Consider the following 18,584-nt stretch of genomic DNA (forward strand, 5'->3'; position numbering starts at 1 on the left):
CGCCAGGTCAAATCGCCAGGGCCTTGTAGTGGCGGTTCCGGATCCGCAGCACCACCGTGGCGAGCGTGGCGGCCAGGAGGGAACCGCCCAGGATGGCCACCTTGGCGTGAGCGTAGTGCGCTCCGTCAGCGCCAAAACTGAGCTCGCTGATCAACAGGGACACCGTGAACCCCACCCCGGCCAGCAGGGCCAGGCCCACGACGTCGATCCAGGCCAGGCCGTCGTCGAGGGAGGCCCGGGTGGTCTTGGTGACCAGCCAGGTGGCGCCGAAGACGCCGACGAACTTGCCGGCCACCAAGGCCACCACAATGCCGACCGCCACGGAATCGGTGAGTGCCGCGTGCAGCCCGGACACTCCGCCCAGGGCCACGCCGGCGGAGAAAAACGCGAACAGCGGCACCGCCACCCCGGCAGAAAGGGGGCGCAGGAGGTGCTCGAAATGCTCGGCCAGGCCCGGGCCGGCGTCGGGCCCGCCGCGCCCGGCCGAGCGGATGACCGGGACGGCAAAGCCGAGCAGCACCCCGGCCACCGTTGCGTGGATGCCGGAGGCGTGGACCAGCGCCCACGTCGCGAACGCCAACGGCAGCAGCAGGTACCAGGTGCGGATGCGCCGCTGCACCAGAAAAGTAAAGGCCAGCAGCGGCACGGCGGCGAGGGCCAAGATCGGCAGATGCAGCTCGCCCGGGTAAAACACGGCGATGATGGCGATGGCGATCAGGTCATCCACCACGGCCAGCGTCAGCAGGAAGGTGCGCAGGGCGCCGGGCAAGTGCGAGCCGATCACGGCCAGCACCGCAAGGGCAAACGCGATGTCCGTTGCCGTGGGGATCGCCCAGCCCTTCAGGACCGCGGGCCCGGCGGAGACGTTGATCAAGGTATACAGGACGGCCGGGACGATCACACCGCCCACGGCGGCCGCGATGGGGACGACGGCGCGGGCCGGGTTGCGGAGGTCGCCGGCGACGAACTCCCGCTTGAGCTCCAGCCCGGCCACCAGAAAAAAGATGGCCAGCAGGCCGTCCGACGCCCACCCGCCCAGGCTCAGGTTCAGCTGCCAGGCGGCCGGTCCGATCCGCAGGTCCCTGAGCGTAAAGTAGCCCTCGGCAAGGGGGGAGTTGGCCCAGGCCAGGGCCAGGACGGTGGCGGCCAGCAGGAGTGCCCCGCCCACCGTTTCGGAGCGCAGGACCGCGCCAATACGGACAAACTCCGGGTAACTGCCGCGGTCAAGGACCCGGCGAAGGGGAACGTTCATGGGCTGGCGGCTTCCGGCTGGTGCAAAGGTTCCGGGGGAACTTTGGGTTCGACTGTGACTGGGCTCGACTCTGACATTGCCGACCAGACTTCCCGGCGCACCTGCCCCCAGTCTACAGGTAGCCGATCGCGCGGAAATTCGTCGACAACCGCTCGGTCATCGCGTCCGCCCCGACGGGGCGGCTGAAGAAGTACCCCTGCCCGCTGTGGCATCCCAGGGCGGAGAGGACCGCCGCCTGTTCCCTCGTCTCGATGCCCTCAAAGACGGCCGTCAGTCCGCACGCGTGAATGAGTTGCAAGATGGCCGCAATGAAGTCCTTTTGGCGAACGTCGGCGCCGAGCTCGCCCATGAGGGACTTGTCAACCTTCACCGCGTCGATCGGCAGGCGCCGCAGGTAGCTGATGGAGGAATAGCCCGTGCCAAAGTCGTCGATTTCCAGCCCGACGCCCAGGTTGTGCAGGCCGCGCAGCGAATAGATGTCCCATTCGTTGCCGGCGACCATGGCCGATTCCGTCAGTTCCAGGACCACGTTCGTTGCGCTGACCGCTTCCTCGGCCAGGATGCGCCGCACGTCGTCAATGAGTTCGGGCCGTTGCAGTTCGGAGGCGGGCAGGTTTACCCGCATGGTGAAGCCGCCGTCCACCTGCCCGGCGGCCTGCCAGCGGTGAAGCTGGGCGGCCGACTCGCGCAGCACCCAGCTGCTCAGCCCGGTCATTTCACCGATCTCCTCGGCCAGCGGAATGAAGTCGTCGGGCATCAGCAATCCCCGGGTGGGGTGTTCCCAGCGGATGAGCGCCTCGACGCCCAGGATTTTTCCCGTGGCAAGCTCCACGATGGGCTGGTAGTGCAGCATCAATTGGTTCTGGTGGACCGCCGAGCGCAGTTCCCCGGCCAGCTGGCTGCGCATTTGCCGCACGGACAAGAGAATCGGTTCAAAGGCGATGACACTGGCCCGATCGTCCCCCTTGGCCGCATACATGGCGGTATCGGCGTAGAGGAGCAGGTCCTGTGCGGAGTCGCCCTCCTTCGGTGTGGCGATCCCCACACTGGCGCCGAACTTGAATTCCCGTTCCTCCAGGACGACCAGTCGCCGCACGGCGGCCACGATGCGGGCCGCGACGCTCATGGCCCTATTGGCGGTCGTGCCCTGGAGCAGCACGGCGAATTCGTCCCCGCCCAGCCTGGCGACGACGTCCTCGTCCCGAACCGTTGCCCGCAAACGGTCGGCGACAATTTTCAACACCGTGTCACCGGCGCCGTGCCCCATGCTGTCGTTGACCCCCTTGAAGGAATCGAGGTCCAGCAGCAGCAGGGCCGGTTGGGGCCCGCCCTGGGCCGCACGGGTGAGGCTTTCGTCGATGGCCAGCTCCAGCGCCCGTCGATTGCTCAGCTCCGTGAGGGGATCGGTCAAGGACATGTGCCGCATTTTTTGGTGGGTCGCCTGGAGCAGGGACGTGCGCGATTCAACCCGCAGCTCAAGGTCGGTTTGGGCGGTCAGGAGCTCCTCGGCCATCAGATTGAAACCGGCGATGACCGCATCGAGGTCGTCCCGGGCCGCAGACGTCTTRATCCGCGTGTGCAGATCGCCTCCGGCGATGCGCACTATTCCGTCAATGAGCAAACTGAGGCGTTTATCCGGAGCGTCAGTGGTTTTCGGCATGGGTTCCTAACCAGGCCAGCGCCTCGGCCTCACAGACAAAGTATTGCACCGGCATCTCCAACGGGCCGGCGCCCAGAAAAAAGTGTGCCAGGACCCGGTCGACGGGTCCATTGCCCAGCAGGGCATAGGCCGCGACCGCCTGTGGATGGCCGTACACATTTCTGGCCTTTCGACTCACCGACAGTACACCCGATAGATCCAACAAGGTGGGATAACGGTGCCCGTCGGCCAGGGTTCGAATCAAGTCGGCCGCGGACTCGGCGTGGCGGCCCGCAATGACGGCGTTGTGGGGGAGTTTTACCCGAAGGATTCCGGGTGCCTCGATCCAGACCTTGATTCCGCCGTCGCTGGTGAATACGGCGGGCGCCTCGGTGGCGTCCTCGCCCTGCTGCGATGCCGCAGGCTCTTCGGCAAGCACGTCGCGTCTCATCGCAGGGAGACCCGGCGGCGGCGGTCGGTACCGCCGCGAAGATCACGGTTCAATCGCCGGTCCCCGTGGTAGAGCAGGGCCTTCCAATCGACCTCCTCCGGTGTTTTGGCAATGACCAGGTCGGTCTCGACGGCCGGGACGGCCGGTTTTACGTAGAGCCAGTTGAGGACTCCGAGGAATACGTCCACGGCCGAATTGCGCAGGCCAATGTAGGCGCGGATTGCGCCGGCGGCAAGCACGGCGTTTAGGCTGGCGAACGCCACATTGCCCCAGTTGCCGTGCATCCAGTCCCGCCACACGGTGAAGAGGGAGAACGCCACAATCGCGTACGGGATGACGACGTAGAGGGCCGGGGCGGCCGTTCGATTCTTGACTTTGGGGGTGCGCACGAAGGGGATCTTGTCCCCCGTAAATGCCTGTTGAATGGACTTGAGGACACCGGCAAGATTGACCGGCAGCAGCACCAGGTTGAAGCCGTAGATGCGGAAAATATCGCTGAAGCGGTGACCGCAGTCGCGCAGGTCGCTTCCCATGGCCAGAAAATAGGGCAGGGCGGCGACGAAGACCACCGGGCTGAGCAGCCGGCTGTCATAAGGGTAGACAAGCAGGAACAACAACCCGAAGCTGGCCCAGGAAATGGACGCCATGTAGTTCACGCGCAACAGCACCTCGCGAAGGAGGATATGTTCACGCAGGTACCGGCGGTGCCTCATCTGGGTCCAGAGTTTCGGCAGGATCAGCAGCCCGCCATTTGCCCAGCGGCGGCGCTGGACAACCAGGGCGCCAAAGTCGGGGGGCGTGGCGCTATAGCTCAGTCGTTCCGGATAGTTGGACAGGGACCACCCGTGGGTTCCCAGGTCCACGCTGGATTCGGTGTCCTCGATGACGGTGCGATCCTGGATATAGGTGCGAATTTCAAATCCGCCCACGGATTCGGTTTCCACAATGTCCTCCAGCGCGGGCTTGCGAATGACAGCGTTGGCGCCGACCCAAAAAGTGGCACCGTAGTACGTCATGCCCTGGTGGAGGATGTGTTGGATGTCGGTGGTTGCCCCCGCGATGCGCTCAATGCGCGTGGGCGCGCCCCTAAAGGAGGAATAAGGGGTCTGGGCGACGGCCACACGCTCATTTCCCGGGGATTCCAGAAAGTAGACCAGGCGCAGGCAGTAGTCGCGCAGGAGCAGTGAATCGGCGTCGAGGGTCAGCAGGTAGGCCGTGTCCGGGACAATCAGGTCATCCGCCGCTGCCTCGTGGGGGTCCTGCCGCCGGCGCAGGGCCACGGTGCCGTCGGTGACTTCCTCGTGCCAGGTTCCACCCATCAGCGAAATGTACGAGTTGAGGTTCATCGCCTTGTTGGCCTCGTGGGACAGGCTGGCATATTTCTTGCGTTCAAAGACATCGGTCTTGACGTTGAAAATCCAGGTCAGCCGCAGGTAGAGCTGCTCCAACCGCGCATGGTCAGGGCCCGTTTCTTGGGCCACGGCGGCCGTGAGGGCCAGCAAGACGAGTCGCAGTTCCCGGGCCAGGCCCATGATGACCAGATCGACGAAGAACTCGTCGACATGATCCTCGACCAGCTCGGCCTCGGCCATGTTTTCCAGCCAGGTCGCCGCAACCTCATATTCGGCGATAATGAGGGCCATCTCCGTGGTCGTTCCGGCCTCATTCCGGCTGCGGCGCTCCCGGAATGAGGCCAGGGCGGCGTTCGCCCGGGCCGCGGGGGCCGCCAGGGCCGCGGAAATCTCACGATGGAGCGCACGGGTGGCCGCCAGCCGGCCCGCCGTCTCCGCGTCGCCCGGAAATGGGGGGTCATCCAAGAGCAGGACGACCCTCAGATCGGGAAATTCCTGCAGGGCCGCGGACCACAAAGTGGCACGAACCACGCGGGTCTCCTCGGCGTAGGACGGCACCAGCACGGTGATGCCCTCGGTGTAGTTCGCATAGTGAAGATCCAGTTCGCCGCGGGGAACGCGCCGGTGATCCCGAAATCGGTGCAGGGCCCCCTGCCGGGCGACGAGGTAGAGGAGGGCGGAGAATGTCAGGAATGTCACGACCACAACGTAGGACGCCGTCTCAAACTGGAAACGGAAGCCCGAGTTGGGGTTGTCGGCAAGCTGCTTAAACACCGTGGAGACAATATAGAGCAGCCAGGACAGGACGGTCACGAAAATGCCCAGGCGGCCCAGTGTGATTTTTCTCTTCGACGGCAGGGGGTGAACGATCGAGAGGGGTTCCGAGCGGCGTTCGGAACCCCATTGGCGCCGGGGTGCCGCCTTGGCGTCGGCGCCTAGCTGGTTGAAGGCGGCGGTGGCTGGTCCCGATGATTGGTTGTCCTTGGCGGCAGTCGCGAGCAGCGGTTCAGGCATGATCCCCTAAAACATAAAAGTTGCGCTTGTTGCGCACCATGAGGCCGACAATTGATGAATATTCCGGGGCGTTGTACGCGGACGCTGCCGATTACACTTATGATAATGCAAGCGTGGCCGGTTTTTGGCCGAACAATTGCGGCACGGGGGCGCATCTTTGGGTCACGACGGATATGGGCCTTCGATGTCGCCGCTTGCGTTGTTGGGGTCTCGTCTACAATGACTTATTTTGAGGGGTTTTCTGTGTCCAAACGCTTTCCCGGGCGAAAGCTCTCAATATTTCGGCTGACCGCTTTGGTGGTGACCGTGGCACTGCTCGGGGGCGCATTGTATGCGGGCTGGAATCGATACAGCGACGCCCGGGCCGCGTCGTCGGCGGCATCCATTTTCGCCGGGTACGTCGATGTGACGGCCACGCCCACCTACGCGTTTGAGAACCCGCAGTCGGAGCCCGCCAAATCGGTGGTCCTGTCCTTCATCGTGGCCGAGCCGGGCAAGGCCTGCGAGCCCAGTTGGGGGGCCGCCTACTCGCTGGACCGGGCCGGTCACGACCTGGATTTGGACCGCCGGATTGCGCGGCTGCTCCAACAGGGCGGCGGGGTGTCGGTGTCCTTTGGCGGTCAAGCCAACACCGAGTTGGCCATTGCGTGTGCGGATCCGGCCGCCTTGCAGGCATCGTATGCGGCCGTCATTGACCGTTACAATCTCACGACCATCGATCTGGACCTGGAGGGCGGGGGGCTGAGCGATGCGCCGGCCATGAAACGCCGCGCCGCCGCCGTCGCCGCGCTCCAGGCCGACCGCCGGAGTGCGGGCAAGCCGCTGTCCGTGTGGCTGACGCTGCCGGTTTCCCCCGCGGGACTTTCCGCCGAGGGCATCTCGGCCGTGGCCGGCATGTTGGCGGCCCATGTGGACGTGGCCGGCGTGAACATCATGACGATGAACTATGGTCGCAGCAGGGCCGCCGGGCAGAGCATGTTGGGCGCGTCCGTCGCCGCCGCCGAGTCAACCCATGAGCAGTTGTCGGCCCTCTACCGGGCCAGGGGGAAGGACGTGGGTCCGGAAAGCATCTGGCGCAAGATCGGGCTGACACCCATGATTGGACAAGGTGACGTCCGGGGCGACATATTCACCATGGATGATGCGCGGGGCCTGCAGGCGTTTGCCAAGGCGAGGGGGGTTGGCCGCATGTCCATGTGGTCCCTCAACCGGGACACCACGTGCGGTCCAAACTACCCGGACCTGAGCCAGGTCTCGGACGCCTGCAGCGGCATCAATGAGAACGGGTTGTTATTCTCGCGGCTGTTGGGCGAGGGGATGAACGAACCGGGCGAGGCGGCTCCCGACGTTTCGGCGCCTGCCGCCACGAGCGCGCCGACGCCCACGACGGACAATCCGGCAACAAGCCCCTATCCCATTTGGAATGAGGCGGCGACCTATGTGGCCGAGGACAGGATCGTCTGGCACGGCAACGTTTATGAAGCCAAGTGGTGGACCAACGGGGACCTGCCGGACAATCCTCTCGCGTTGGACGGGAGCACGCCGTGGCGGCTGGTTGGTCCGGTTCTCCCCGGAGACACGCCGGCACCTGAACTGCTGGTTCCCGCGGGCACCTACCCTGCGTGGAAGGACTCCGCCGTCTACCAGCAGGGCGACCGGGTCATGTTTGACCGGTATGTGTTCGAGGCCAAGTGGTGGACCCGGGGCGACAGCCCGGAGGCGGCGCTGCGAGGCTCCGCCGACCTGCCCTGGAAGAAGCTCAAAAATGATGTCATCGAGCAGATCATCAAGGAACGGGCCGCGAAATAGGCCGCCCTATTTCTTGAGCCTTTCTTAAGCTTTTCTTTAACCTTTCTTAAGGCTTTCTTCGGCTAATCGTGGGCGGCTTTTCTTTATGCGGGCACCGATGCCCCCCGCGGAAGCACCATGCGCATGACGGTTCCCACATTGCGTTCACTGTGAATCGAGATTGTCCCGCCGTGTTTAACGACGATCATTTTGGTAATCAGCAGGCCCAGCCCGAGACCGGGGATGGAACGCTCACGCGCCGGTTCCGCGCGGAAGAACTTCGTGAATGCCTCGGCCTGCTCGGCACCGTTCATGCCCATTCCGGTGTCGTGCACTTCGCAGATGACGTCGGGGCCCATGGTCCAGGCCCGCACCGTCACGGTGCCGCCGTCGGGGGAGTACTTGATCGCGTTGGAAATCAGGTTGTCGAGCGCCTGGCCGATCCGGCCGGCGTCGAGCATAGCCCGCAGCGGGGCCGTGGCCTCGTTGATCAATGCCACGCCATTCTTGGCCGCCGCCGGCCTCGAGGAGGCAAGGCAGTCCGCGATGAGGCCGGCAACGTCGGTCGGGGCCGTGGCAATCGTCATGGAGTCGGTGGTGAGCAGTTCCGAGACCAGGCTGCCCAGCCGTTCGGCATTCCTCTCGGCCACGAGCAGGAATCGCTCCACCTCCCCGGGAAGATCCTCGGAGGCATCCAGGGCCAGGGCCAGGTATCCCTGAATGGACGTCAGCGGCGTGCGAAACTCGTGCGAAATATTGGACATAAAGTCATCCTTGGCGGCCAGCGCGCCCACCATATCCGTGACGTCATGAAAGGCGACCACGGCGCCGCCGGAGCGGCCGTCCTCGCCCTGGATGGATCGAGCCGTGGTGGACACCGCCCGGGCCTGGTCCCCGGCGCCAACCCAGATCTGGTAGTTGGTGAATACTTCTCCCCTGGCCGCCCGGCAAACCGGACGCAACTCTGCCTCCAGCGGTGTCACCTTGTCCGGATGGAAAATCAGCAGGTCCTTTTCCTGCGGGTTTTCCATGGTGCCGGGGCAGGCCAGGGAGTGCAGGGCCTGCTGGGTGGAATTCATCAACTCCGTGGCTCCCTGGCGGCCCACCACCACCAGGCCGACGGAGACCGTGTCCACCACGGTCGCCAGAAGCCGTTCACGGTCGCGGCTGGTTTGCAGGGCCGCACGCAGCTGCGCATCCATGGTTTGGACCGCCCGGCGGTGGCTGTCCATGCTGGAGGTCAGGAACACCACCGTGATGGCAAAGGCGGTGAGCATGAATGGAAAGATGAGGGGTTGGGCCAGTTGCGCCGGGGTGACGCTTTCCGGGCCAAAAAACAAGGGAATCCACGCAATGAGCACGGTGGCGCCGGCACTGCCGACGATCGCCGTTTTGCGGGCCAGGCCCGACGCCGCCAACCAGAAAACGGGAAAAAGGGCCAGCAGACCCACCGAGGACACGTATTGTCCGCTTCCGTATCGGGAGAATCCCACGGCCACGAAATCCAGGTACGGCAAAATGAGGAACGACGGCTGCGGGAGGCTGCCCCACGGCACCGAAACGCACAGGAGAAAAATCGCCGCGTGCATTCCCAGGCTTGTGACAAACATGGGGTCCGCAAACCGTTCGGGATAGAAGGCGGCGGCGAGCACCGCCATCAGGGCGACGGTGAGGCTCATGGGCGCCTGGGTCAGGATGACCCGTGTCCGCAGGGGACGTTGGGAAAAATGACGGCGAATCAAATCGTCTGCAATGGATCGTGTCAAAATACTTCCGTCTGTGGAAGGAGCGGCTGCGAGGCCCGCGCTTCACACTGCGTCCGGCACCACGGTCTCACAACTATCGATGATGTCATACTGGTCGAATATGCGCGCATGTGCGCCCACGGATTGCCCGGTACGGGTGGCAGGAGCAATGATGGACAACCCTCACAGTGCCGTCGTGATCGAGGACGAGCCGGACATTCGCGAACTGATCGGCGTGGTTCTCAGCCAGGCCGGATTCGACGTCCACTCGGCGGAGCACGGCGCGACCGGGGTTGAAATGGTCCGGCGGTACAACCCCGCCGTCGTCACCTTGGACCTGGGGCTCCCTGACATTGACGGCCTTGAGGTTGCCCGGCGCATCAGGCTGTTCAGTGACAGCTACATCATCATGCTTACCGCGCGCGCGGACGAACTTAACACCCTGCTCGGACTCGAGACGGGAGCCGACGACTACCTGACCAAGCCGTTTCGGCCCCGCGAACTGCGGGCCAGGGTTCGGGCCATGCTGCGCCGGCCGCGCCACAACGCCGAACCCGGCCACGCGGAAACCGGCGCGGCAAGTGGCGACGGGAGCGTCCGGACGGCCCGGACGGTGACGGCTGCGACGGCGGTAAGGGACCTGCCCGGCACCCTGGTCAGCGGTGGACTGCTGCTCAACGGCGCCTCCCGCATCGCCGAGGTGGACGGGACGGAAGTGCCACTGACCCGCACAGAATTCGACCTGCTGCTGGCCCTGATGGAAAGCGGCAGACGGGTCCGCACCAAGGCCGAGCTGGTGCGCCGGCTCAGGGGCGGAAGCTGCGAAGCCGGCGGCGGCATCAACGACTCGGACGAGCGCACCATCGAGGTGCACGTGGCCAACCTGCGCCGCAAGCTCGGCGACGATCCCCGCTCGCCGCGGTGGATCAGGACCGTGCGCGGCGTCGGCTACCAGCTGCTCGACTGATCCCCAGGCCCTCCCACGCCCGTGCGGCAGACCGTGCCCCGCGTGGCAGACCCTGCCCCGCGAAAACGTGGCTGGCTCACACCTGTTTCGCGGGGCGGGGTCTGTTTCGCGGGGCGGGGTCTGTTTCGGCGGGCCGGATTAGCCGGCGTGCGTGTCCAGCCACTGCTGGGCCAGCGTGGCCTGCAGGTTCAGGGCGCGGCCAATCACGGGTTCGGCGGCGGAGGCGATCTTGGCGCCCAGGAATGGGATGGCGGAGGTGACCTCACCGGTCAGCTCCACCAGCGTGGCGCCGTCGGCGGCCGTGAGTTTCTGCACGGCCGTCACGTCCAGCGGCGCGCCGGCCACGGAGAGCTTGATGGTGTTCACCCGGGCGCCGTCAGCGTCCGGGGCCGTCCACGATTCCTCCTGCGTGACCGTCAGGGCGGAGCCCACAACCTTTCGGGCGATGTCCGGCATGCGCGTGGTGGGCAGCGTGCGCACGCTCTTGGTGGTGAACGCACCGGTGGTGGCGCCGCTGATCTCAAAGGACTTCAATTCCCCGCCCACGGTGAAGCTGGCGTGCCGGGCGAATTCCTCATCCGCGAACACGTCCGTCACACGCTGGACGGGTGCGGAAAGGGTGGTTGAGGCGCTGAGAGTCATGATTCCTCCATGGGTCGGGCAGGGTTTGGGCAAGTTTGAAGGATACCTTGGGTCCCGGCGCCGGAGTAAACTGGGGCGGTCCCCGGCGTTCACTTCGAATTCCGGGCTTTCGTGTTGTTCAAGCACCGGTCACACCGGCTGCGGGCCGCCACCATGCGCCAAGGAGAGAGCCACCCATGAGTCTAGAAGGTCTGCGCACCGTCCTTTCCGAGGATCCCATTTTCGCCAGGGTCCGCAGCCAGGCGGCGGTCGAACACGCCCAGCGCAGCACGGACCTGCAATTCGGCGCCCCCTCCGGGATGCGCCCGGTGATCCTGGCCGAGGTCGCCGACGGCCTGGCCGCGGCCGACGCGCTCGAGGGGCGCACCGGCGTCGTGCTGGCCGTCACCGCCACCGGCCGCGAGGCCGAGGACACCGTGGCCGCCCTGCGCTCCTACCTGCCCGCCGAGGCGGTGGCCGAATTCCCCAGCTGGGAGACCCTTCCGCACGAGCGCCTGTCGCCGCGCTCGGACACGGTGGGCCGGCGCCTGGCCGTGCTGCGCCGCCTGGCCCACCCGGAGTACGACGCCGGGACTCACCTGCGCGTCGTCGTCGCCCCCATTCGCGCGGTGGTCCAGCCGATTGTGGCCGGGCTGGGCGAGCTGGTGCCGGTCCGTGTCAAGGTGGGCCAGGAGGTGCCGTTCACCGAGCTTGTGACGCGCCTGGCCGATGCCGCCTATGCGCGCGTGGACATGGTGACCCACCGCGGCGAATTTGCCGTCCGCGGCGGCATCCTGGACGTTTTCCCCCCGACCGAAAACCACCCGCTGCGGATCGAGTTCTTTGGCGACGAGGTGGAGGCGATGCGTTGGTTCTCCGTGGCCGACCAGCGCTCCCTGGCCGCGAAGGGCACGGCCACCGACAAGTACGCGCACCCCACCGAGCTGTACGCGCCGCCGTGCCGGGAGATCCTCATCACTCCCACCGTCATGGGCCGGGCCGCGAAATTGAAGAACAGCATGCCGGCCGCCGCGGCCATGCTGGAGAAGATCGCCGGCGGCATTGCCGTGGAAGGGATGGAATCGCTGGCCCCCGCCCTGGTGGACGGCATGGTGGCGCTGACCTCGCTGTTCCCGGCCGGGTCCGTGGCCGTGGTGCTGGAGCCGGAAAAGGTCCGGGCCCGGGCCCACGACCTCGAGTCCACCAACGAGGAATTTTTGGAGGCCGCCTGGTCGTCCGCGTCCGACGGCGGCGACGCCCCCCTGGACCTCGCCTCGCAGGGCATCGACCTGGCCTCCGCCGGGTTCAAGTCGCTCACCGAAACCCGAGAGGCGGCCCTGGCTCACGGGGTGAGCTGGTGGTCCATCAACTCGCTGACCCAGGATGAGGACCTGCTGGCGGACGTTGACGTCATCAACTTGCACGCGCGCGAACCCCGCGGCTACCGCGGCGACGTGGCGGAGATGATGGAGTTCATTGGTTCCCGCGTCAGGGACCAGTGGCGGGTCGTCGTGGCCACCGAGGGGCCCGGCCCGGCCCAGCGCCTGGCCGAGCTGTTCCACGAAGCCAACATCCCGGCGTCGCGCGTGGAGTCCCTGACCGCCGCCCCGCAGCCGGGCATCATCGAGGTCACCACCGCGGACGTCGGGCGCGGCTTCGTGCTGGACTCGCTCAAGCTGGGCCTGCTGACCGAGGCGGACCTGCTGGGGCGCTCCTCCGCGGTCTCCACCAGGGACATGCGCAAGCTGCCCTCCAAACGCCGCAACGCCGTCGACCCCCTCCAGCTGCGCGCCGGGGACTACGTGGTCCACGAACAGCACGGCGTGGGCAGGTTTGTCGAACTTATCCAGCGGAAGGTCTCGGCTGGCTCGGGCGCCGGGGTGGGGTTGCGCGAATACCTGGTCCTGGAATATGCGCCGTCCAAGCGGGGGGCGCCGGGGGACAAGCTGTTTGTGCCCACCGACCAGCTTGACCAGGTGACGGCGTACGTGGGCGGGGACGCGCCGTCGTTGTCCAAGATGGGCGGCTCCGACTGGGCGGCCACCAAAGGCAGGGCGCGCAAGGCCGTCAAGGAGATTGCCGGGGAGCTGATCCGCCTGTACTCGGCGCGGATGGCCAGCAGGGGGCACGCCTTCGGGCCGGACACGCCGTGGCAGGCCGAGCTGGAGGAGGCGTTCCCGTATGTGGAGACGCCGGACCAGCTCACGGCCATCAACGAGGTCAAGGCCGACATGGAGAAGGAAGTGCCCATGGACCGGCTGATCTCCGGCGACGTCGGCTACGGCAAGACCGAGATCGCCGTGCGGGCCGCGTTCAAGGCCGTCCAGGACGGCAAGCAGGTGGCCGTGCTGGTGCCCACCACGCTGCTGGCGCAACAGCACTATGAAACCTTCAACGAACGCTTCTCCGGCTTCCCGATCCGGGTCCAGCCGCTCTCACGCTTCCAGACCGCCAAGGAATCCAAGGAAATCATCGAGGGGGTGAGGACCGGGTCGGTGGACGTGGTGATCGGCACGCACCGGCTGCTGTCGGCGGACTTTGCGTTCAAGGACCTGGGCCTGGTGATCGTGGACGAGGAACAGCGCTTTGGCGTGGAGCACAAGGAGGCGCTGAAGAAGATGCGCACCAACGTGGACGTCCTGGCCATGAGTGCCACGCCCATCCCGCGCACGCTGGAGATGTCCATGACCGGCATCCGTGAAACGTCCACGCTGGCCACGCCCCCGGAGGAGCGCCACCCGGTCCTGACCTATGTGGGCGGGTACACGGACAAGCAGGTGGCCGCCGCGATCCGGCGCGAGCTCATGCGCGAGGGCCAGGTTTTTTATGTGCACAACCGGGTTAAGTCCATTGAGCGGACCGCGGCGCACATCCAACAGCTGGTGCCGGACGCCCGGGTGGCCGTGGCGCACGGGCAGATGAGCGAGTCCCGGCTGGAGCAGATTATCGTGGACTTTTGGGAGAAGCGCTTTGACGTGCTGGTGTGCACCACCATCATTGAAACCGGGCTGGACATCTCCAACGCCAATACCTTGATTGTCGAGCAGGCCAACAACTACGGGCTGTCCCAGCTGCACCAGCTGCGCGGGCGGGTGGGCCGCGGCCGGGAACGCGCGTACGCGTATTTCCTGTACCCGGCGGACAAGCCGCTGGGCGAGGTGGCGCTGGAGCGGCTGAAGGCGGTGGCCGCGCACAACGAGCTCGGCGCCGGCATGGCGCTGGCCATGAAGGACCTGGAGATCCGCGGCGCCGGCAACCTGCTGGGCGGGGAGCAGTCCGGGCACATCCAGGGCGTCGGCTTTGACCTGTACATCCGCCTGGTGGGGGAGGCCGTGGCCGAATACCGCGGCGACGGTGAGGAACGGGCGGCGGAGATGAAGATTGAGCTGCCCATCAACGCGCACCTGCCGCACGACTACGTGCCGGGGGAGCGGCTGCGCCTGGAGGCCTACCGGAAGCTGGCGGCCGCCGACACGCTCGCGGGCATCGAGGAGGTCCTGGCCGAGCTGACCGACCGCTACGGAGAGCCGCCGGCGGCCGTGGCGAACCTGATCGCGGTGGCCAGGTTCAAGGTGCACGCCCGGGCCGCCGGCCTCTCTGACGTCGCCATGCAGGGCAACTTCATCAAGTTCGCCCCGGCCGAGCTGCCCGAATCCAAGGTGATGCGCCTGAACCGCATGTACCCGGGCTCCCTGGTGAAGCCGGCGCTGAACGCCGTGCTCATCCCCAAGCCCAAGACGGCCCGGATCGGTGGCCGGGACCTGGCCGACGCCGAGATCCTCACCTGGTCCGAGGGCGTGCTCGAGGCCATCTTCGAGCCCGTCCCCGCCCCCGCCGGTTAAATCGCAACTGACCCGCACTAGATGTCGAAAAATCCCGATTTCGCGGCGATTTTCGACGTTTAGTGCGGGTCAGTTCGCGGGTGGGGCTACTCGCCGGCGGAGTCCGAGCGGCCGATCCACGTCATCGGAATCACCAGGGCCAGGAATACTAGGCCAAAGGCGATGCCGCCGGGGACAAAGGCGTGGGCGAAGCTTTCCAAGCTCCAGTAGGACATGGCGAAAATGCCGCCAATGAATAGACCGAAGAAAATGACGAACAAGACCACGGACTGGGCCAGGTTGTTTTCGCGACGGTAACTGCCGTTGGACACGGTTCCTCCTTACCCCGGGACGGGGAGCTGGGTGGGTGCACCGGCATGCCGGCGCTCTTATCTACCCACGATCTTAGTACGGATTAGTAGGCGCTCGTGCCCGCGCCGCCGGTGACGATGGCAATGCCGGAACTGGTGCCGATGCGGGTGGCCCCGGCGGCGATCATCTCCTGTGCGGCTTCCAGGGTGCGCACGCCGCCGGAGGCCTTGACCCCGAGGTCCGGTCCCACGGTTTGACGCATGAGTGCGACGTCGGATGCGGTGGCACCGCCGCCGTTGAAGCCGGTGGAGGTCTTGACGTAATCGGCGCCCGCCTCAACGGCCGCCTGGCAGGCGAGGATCTTCTCGGCGTCACTGAGCAGGGACGTTTCAATGATGACCTTCAGCAGCGAATCCTCCGCGTGCACCACCTCGGCGACGGCGGAAATGTCCGAGACCAGGGATTCCTTGTCCAGGGCCCGGGCGGCGGCGATGTTGATGACCATGTCCACCTCGTCGGCGCCGTCCATGGTGGCGCCGCGGGCCTCGAAGACCTTGACGTCGGTATTGTGCGCGCCCAGGGGGAAGCCGATGACGGTGCAGGTGAGCACCCCGGTGCCCAGCAGGGCCCGGTTGGCGGTCTTGACCCAGACCGGGTTGACGCACACCGACTTGAAATGGTGGTCGGCCGCTTCCCGGCACAGGCGCAGGATGTCGGCCTCGGACGCTTCCGGCTTCAGGAGCGTGTGATCGATGTATGCGGCGAGCCCGGAGTGGGCATCCTGGGGTGCGGACGGGGCATGCGGGGTCATGGTGCGGCCTTCCTGTGATGAGGTCTTGCCCCCATGGTGTCACACCGGCGCGGACGGCGGCAGCCCGACATCCGCTATTGACCCAGGGCTGCCCGGACGTCCGAGGCAACAGCGGCCAGGGCCCGCGCCGCCTCGGCCTTGGCGGCGTCGAGCCGGCTGCGGTCCGCGACGGGAACGATCACTTCCAGGTAGCACTTGAGCTTCGGTTCGGTGCCGCTGGGACGGACAATGACCCGGGTATCGTTCGCCGTCAGGTACATCAAGCCGTCGGTGGCCGGCAGGTCCGCCGTTCCCACCGACAGATCGGTGAACCGTGCCACGGCGGAACCGCCAAAGGCGGCAGGCGGGGCGGCACGCAGCCCCGCCATCATGGCCGCCAGATCCGCCGGCTGGTCCACGCGGATGCTCAGCTGGCTGCTGGCGTGCAGCCCGTGGGCCAGCGCCAGGTCGTCGAGGGCGTCCTGCAGGGACCGGCCCCGCGCCTTGAGCGAGGCCGCCAGCTCCGCCACCAGCAGCCCGGCGGACATGCCGTCCTTGTCCCGCACCACCTCCGGCGCCACGCAGTAGCCCAGCGCCTCCTCATACCCGAAGGTGAGGCCCGGGACGCGGGAAATCCATTTGAAACCGGTCAGCGTGAGCACGTGCCTAAAACCTGCGGCCTGGGCAATCCCGGCCAGCAGCCTGCTGGAGACGATCGAGTTCGCGAACACCGGCCCGCCCGACGGCGCATGCTTGCCCGCCCGCCCGCCGCGGGCCGCCAGATGCGCGCCGAGCAGGGCGCCCACCTCGTCGCCGTGCAGCTTGCGCCACGCCCCCGTGGCCGCGTCCGGGATGCCGACGGCGGCCCGGTCGGCATCGGGATCGTTGGCGAGCACGACGTCGGCACCCACCTTCCCGGCCAGCGCGAATGCCAGGTCCATGGCGCCGGGTTCCTCCGGGTTGGGGAAGGCCACGGTGGGAAAATCCGGGTCTGGGGCCGCCTGTTCGGGGACCACGTGAACGTCCGTGAAGCCGGCATCGTGGAGCACGCGCACGGCGGTGTCGTTCCCCACCCCGTGCATGGAGGTGTGCACGATCCGCAGCCCCCGGGCCGGGAACCCTTGCGGGTCGGCCAGGGCACCCACGGCCCTACGGTAGCCGGAGACGATGTCCTCGCCGAGCACGGTCCAGCCGTCCGGCGCCAGGGGGATGTTGCCGGTGTCGCCCGCGGATTCCGTGGCGGACACCGCGTCAATGCGCGCGGCGATCTGGGAGTCGTGCGGGGCCACGATCTGCACGCCCCGGGCCTCGGCGGCAACCGCGCGGCCGCCCAGGTACACCTTGTACCCGTTGTCCCGGGGCGGGTTGTGGCTGGCCGTCACCATGACGCCCGCCTCGCAGTCCAGCGCCCGCACGGCGTACGCCAGCACCGGGGTGGGCAGCGCCGCCGGCAGCAGGAAGGTCCGGATGCCCGCCGCGACGAATATTGCGGCCGTCTCGCGGGCAAAGATTTCCGAGTTGTGCCGGGCGTCAAAGCCCACCACGGCGCGGGGGACATATCCGCCGGCGTCGTCCGTCCGCGGTTCGCCCGCCCCGGCCAGGTGCAGCAGGTGCGCGGCCACGCCCGCGGCGGCGCGCCGCACCACCACCCGGTTCATCCGGTTCGGGCCGGGCCCCATGACGGCCCGCAGCCCGGCCGTGCCGAACTGCAGGCCGCCGGCAAAGCAGTCCGCAAGCTCCGCTGCCGCCGGCACTTCCGTGGCGGCGGACTCAACGAGCGCTCGCAGGGCTGTGGCGGTGGCGGCGTCGGGGTCGTTGGCGGCCCAGGCCGCGGCGGTGCGCAGGACGGCGTCGTAGGAAAGGGTCACCAGACCAATCTAGCGGCAGCCCCAGCCCTCAGGTAGCCGGTCCGCGCCGAGACCCGCCCACATGCGGGAGACTCTCGGCGCGGACCGGCTACCTCGGCGGGGGCAGGTGGGCCTACATCTTGGCGATGATGTCCGCGAGCAGCCGGGAGATGCGCGGACCGGCGGCCTGCCCGGCCTCGATCACCTCGGCGTGGCTGAGCGGGACGGGGCTGATGCCGGCGGCCAGGTTGGTCACCAGCGAGATGCCGAAAACCTCCAGGCCCGCCGCCCGCGCGGCGATGGCCTCCAGGGCGGTGGACATCCCCACCAGGTCCGCGCCGATCCGCTTGGCGTACTGGACCTCGGCCGGGGTCTCGTAGTGCGGGCCGGTGAACTGGGCATAGACGCCCTCCGCCAGGGTGGGGTCCACCGCGCGGGCCACGGCGCGCAGCCGCTCGGAGTATAGGTCCGTCAGGTCCACGAACGTGGCACCCTCCAGGGGGGAGGCGGCGGTGAGGTTGATGTGGTCGCTGATCAGCACCGGCGTGCCCGGCGCCCAGGCCTCGTTGAGCCCGCCGCAGCCGTTGGTCAGCACCACGGTCCGGGCACCCGTGGCCGCGGCCGTGCGCACCCCGTGCACCACGGCCCTCACGCCCTTGCCCTCGTAAAAGTGTGTGCGCGAGCCGAGCACCAGCACGTTCTTCCCGTCCGGGGTGCGGATGGAGGTGAGCGTGCCCACGTGCCCCTCGACGGCGGGGGCCGAGAACCCGGGGACGTCCGCGGCGTTGACGACGGCGGTGATCTCACCGATGAGGCCGGCCGCCTCACCCCAGCCGGAACCCAAGACGAGGGCAAGGTCATGGCGTTCGACCCCGGTGCTCCGGGCGATGTGCGCGGCGGCGGCGTTGGCTAGTTGGGTGGGTTCGGCGGCGGCGGGATGCTCTGCAGTGGTCACGGAACCAACATACCGGCTCCGCCCGGGCCC

At 67.1% G+C, this 18,584-nt stretch carries 13 protein-coding genes; 3 read left to right on the plus strand and 10 right to left on the minus strand.

All coding sequences use genetic code 11. The features are described from left to right. Nucleotides 1–7: 7 nt before the first annotated feature. The 4 genes from nhaA to AB4Y80_RS12130 form a co-directional block, all read right to left on the minus strand. Nucleotides 8–1,252 carry a Na+/H+ antiporter NhaA gene (nhaA, locus tag AB4Y80_RS12115; RefSeq protein WP_442214432.1) on the minus strand — a complete coding sequence of 415 codons (1,245 nt, stop codon included), beginning with the start codon at nt 1,250–1,252 and terminating at the stop codon, nt 8–10. Between the two features lie 112 nt (nt 1,253–1,364). Beyond that, a complete protein-coding gene (locus AB4Y80_RS12120) occupies nt 1,365–2,912 on the minus strand; it encodes a putative bifunctional diguanylate cyclase/phosphodiesterase (protein WP_442214433.1) in 1,548 nt (515 codons plus the stop codon). Next, entirely contained in the window at nt 2,896–3,330 is a 435-nt protein-coding gene (locus AB4Y80_RS12125; protein WP_442214434.1) for a DUF7793 family protein, read from the minus strand. Before AB4Y80_RS12125 ends, AB4Y80_RS12120 begins: the two co-directional genes overlap by 17 nt. A gap of 8 nt (nt 3,331–3,338) precedes the next feature. Next, the gene (locus AB4Y80_RS12130; RefSeq protein WP_442214435.1) at nt 3,339–5,708 is read right to left on the minus strand and encodes a glycosyltransferase family 2 protein; all 2,370 of its coding nucleotides are present in this window, start codon (nt 5,706–5,708) and stop codon (nt 3,339–3,341) included. A 306-nt stretch (nt 5,709–6,014) separates the two neighbouring features. On the opposite strand from AB4Y80_RS12130, the gene AB4Y80_RS12135 reads away from it, so the two are divergent. Beyond that, the gene (locus AB4Y80_RS12135) at nt 6,015–7,517 is read left to right on the plus strand and encodes a chitinase (protein ID WP_442214437.1); all 1,503 of its coding nucleotides are present in this window, start codon (nt 6,015–6,017) and stop codon (nt 7,515–7,517) included. Nucleotides 7,518–7,600: 83 nt separating this feature from the next. Here AB4Y80_RS12135 and AB4Y80_RS12140 read toward each other — a convergent pair whose 3' ends face one another. After that, nucleotides 7,601–9,175, minus strand: a complete 1,575-nt coding sequence (locus AB4Y80_RS12140) for a sensor histidine kinase (protein ID WP_442214439.1) — start codon at nt 9,173–9,175, stop codon at nt 7,601–7,603. 238 nt (nt 9,176–9,413) lie between these two features. Here AB4Y80_RS12140 and AB4Y80_RS12145 point away from each other — a divergent pair, with 238 nt between their 5' ends. Beyond that, on the plus strand, nt 9,414–10,208 hold the full coding sequence (locus tag AB4Y80_RS12145) for a response regulator transcription factor (RefSeq protein WP_442214502.1): 795 nt from the start codon (nt 9,414–9,416) through the stop codon (nt 10,206–10,208). A 138-nt stretch (nt 10,209–10,346) separates the two neighbouring features. On the opposite strand, the gene AB4Y80_RS12150 is transcribed toward AB4Y80_RS12145, so the two are convergent. Continuing rightward, nucleotides 10,347–10,850 (minus strand): DUF2505 domain-containing protein, encoded by a 504-nt coding sequence (locus AB4Y80_RS12150; RefSeq protein ID WP_442214440.1) that lies wholly within the window; start codon nt 10,848–10,850, stop codon nt 10,347–10,349. 176 nt (nt 10,851–11,026) lie between these two features. On the opposite strand from AB4Y80_RS12150, the gene mfd reads away from it, so the two are divergent. After that, a complete protein-coding gene (gene mfd, locus AB4Y80_RS12155) occupies nt 11,027–14,671 on the plus strand; it encodes a transcription-repair coupling factor (RefSeq protein WP_442214442.1) in 3,645 nt (1,214 codons plus the stop codon). 86 nt (nt 14,672–14,757) lie between these two features. On the opposite strand, the gene AB4Y80_RS12160 is transcribed toward mfd, so the two are convergent. The 4 genes from AB4Y80_RS12160 to AB4Y80_RS12175 form a co-directional block, all read right to left on the minus strand. Next, a complete protein-coding gene (locus AB4Y80_RS12160; protein WP_442214443.1) occupies nt 14,758–14,982 on the minus strand; it encodes a hypothetical protein in 225 nt (74 codons plus the stop codon). Nucleotides 14,983–15,065: 83 nt separating this feature from the next. Beyond that, nucleotides 15,066–15,773: a deoxyribose-phosphate aldolase gene (deoC, locus tag AB4Y80_RS12165; protein ID WP_442214444.1), complete on the minus strand. Its 708-nt coding sequence runs from the start codon at nt 15,771–15,773 to the stop codon at nt 15,066–15,068. A gap of 74 nt (nt 15,774–15,847) precedes the next feature. Continuing rightward, the gene (locus AB4Y80_RS12170) at nt 15,848–17,623 is read right to left on the minus strand and encodes a phospho-sugar mutase (RefSeq protein ID WP_442214503.1); all 1,776 of its coding nucleotides are present in this window, start codon (nt 17,621–17,623) and stop codon (nt 15,848–15,850) included. A 109-nt stretch (nt 17,624–17,732) separates the two neighbouring features. Further along, nucleotides 17,733–18,554, minus strand: a complete 822-nt coding sequence (locus AB4Y80_RS12175; RefSeq protein WP_442214445.1) for a purine-nucleoside phosphorylase — start codon at nt 18,552–18,554, stop codon at nt 17,733–17,735. Nucleotides 18,555–18,584: the final 30 nt, after the last annotated feature.

The sequence above is a fragment of the Specibacter sp. RAF43 genome (assembly GCF_052114065.1).
Classification (GTDB): domain Bacteria; phylum Actinomycetota; class Actinomycetes; order Actinomycetales; family Micrococcaceae; genus Specibacter.

Coding starts and splice junctions, on each gene's coding strand:
- nhaA (WP_442214432.1), bottom strand. CDS start 1,252: ATGAACGTTCCCCTTCGCCGGGTCCTTGACCGCGGCAGTTACCCGGAG.
- AB4Y80_RS12130 (WP_442214435.1), bottom strand. CDS start 5,708: ATGCCTGAACCGCTGCTCGCGACTGCCGCCAAGGACAACCAATCATCG.
- AB4Y80_RS12140 (WP_442214439.1), bottom strand. CDS start 9,175: ATGAGCCTCACCGTCGCCCTGATGGCGGTGCTCGCCGCCGCCTTCTAT.
- AB4Y80_RS12145 (WP_442214502.1), top strand. CDS start 9,414: ATGGACAACCCTCACAGTGCCGTCGTGATCGAGGACGAGCCGGACATT.
- AB4Y80_RS12150 (WP_442214440.1), bottom strand. CDS start 10,850: ATGACTCTCAGCGCCTCAACCACCCTTTCCGCACCCGTCCAGCGTGTG.
- mfd (WP_442214442.1), top strand. CDS start 11,027: ATGAGTCTAGAAGGTCTGCGCACCGTCCTTTCCGAGGATCCCATTTTC.
- deoC (WP_442214444.1), bottom strand. CDS start 15,773: ATGACCCCGCATGCCCCGTCCGCACCCCAGGATGCCCACTCCGGGCTC.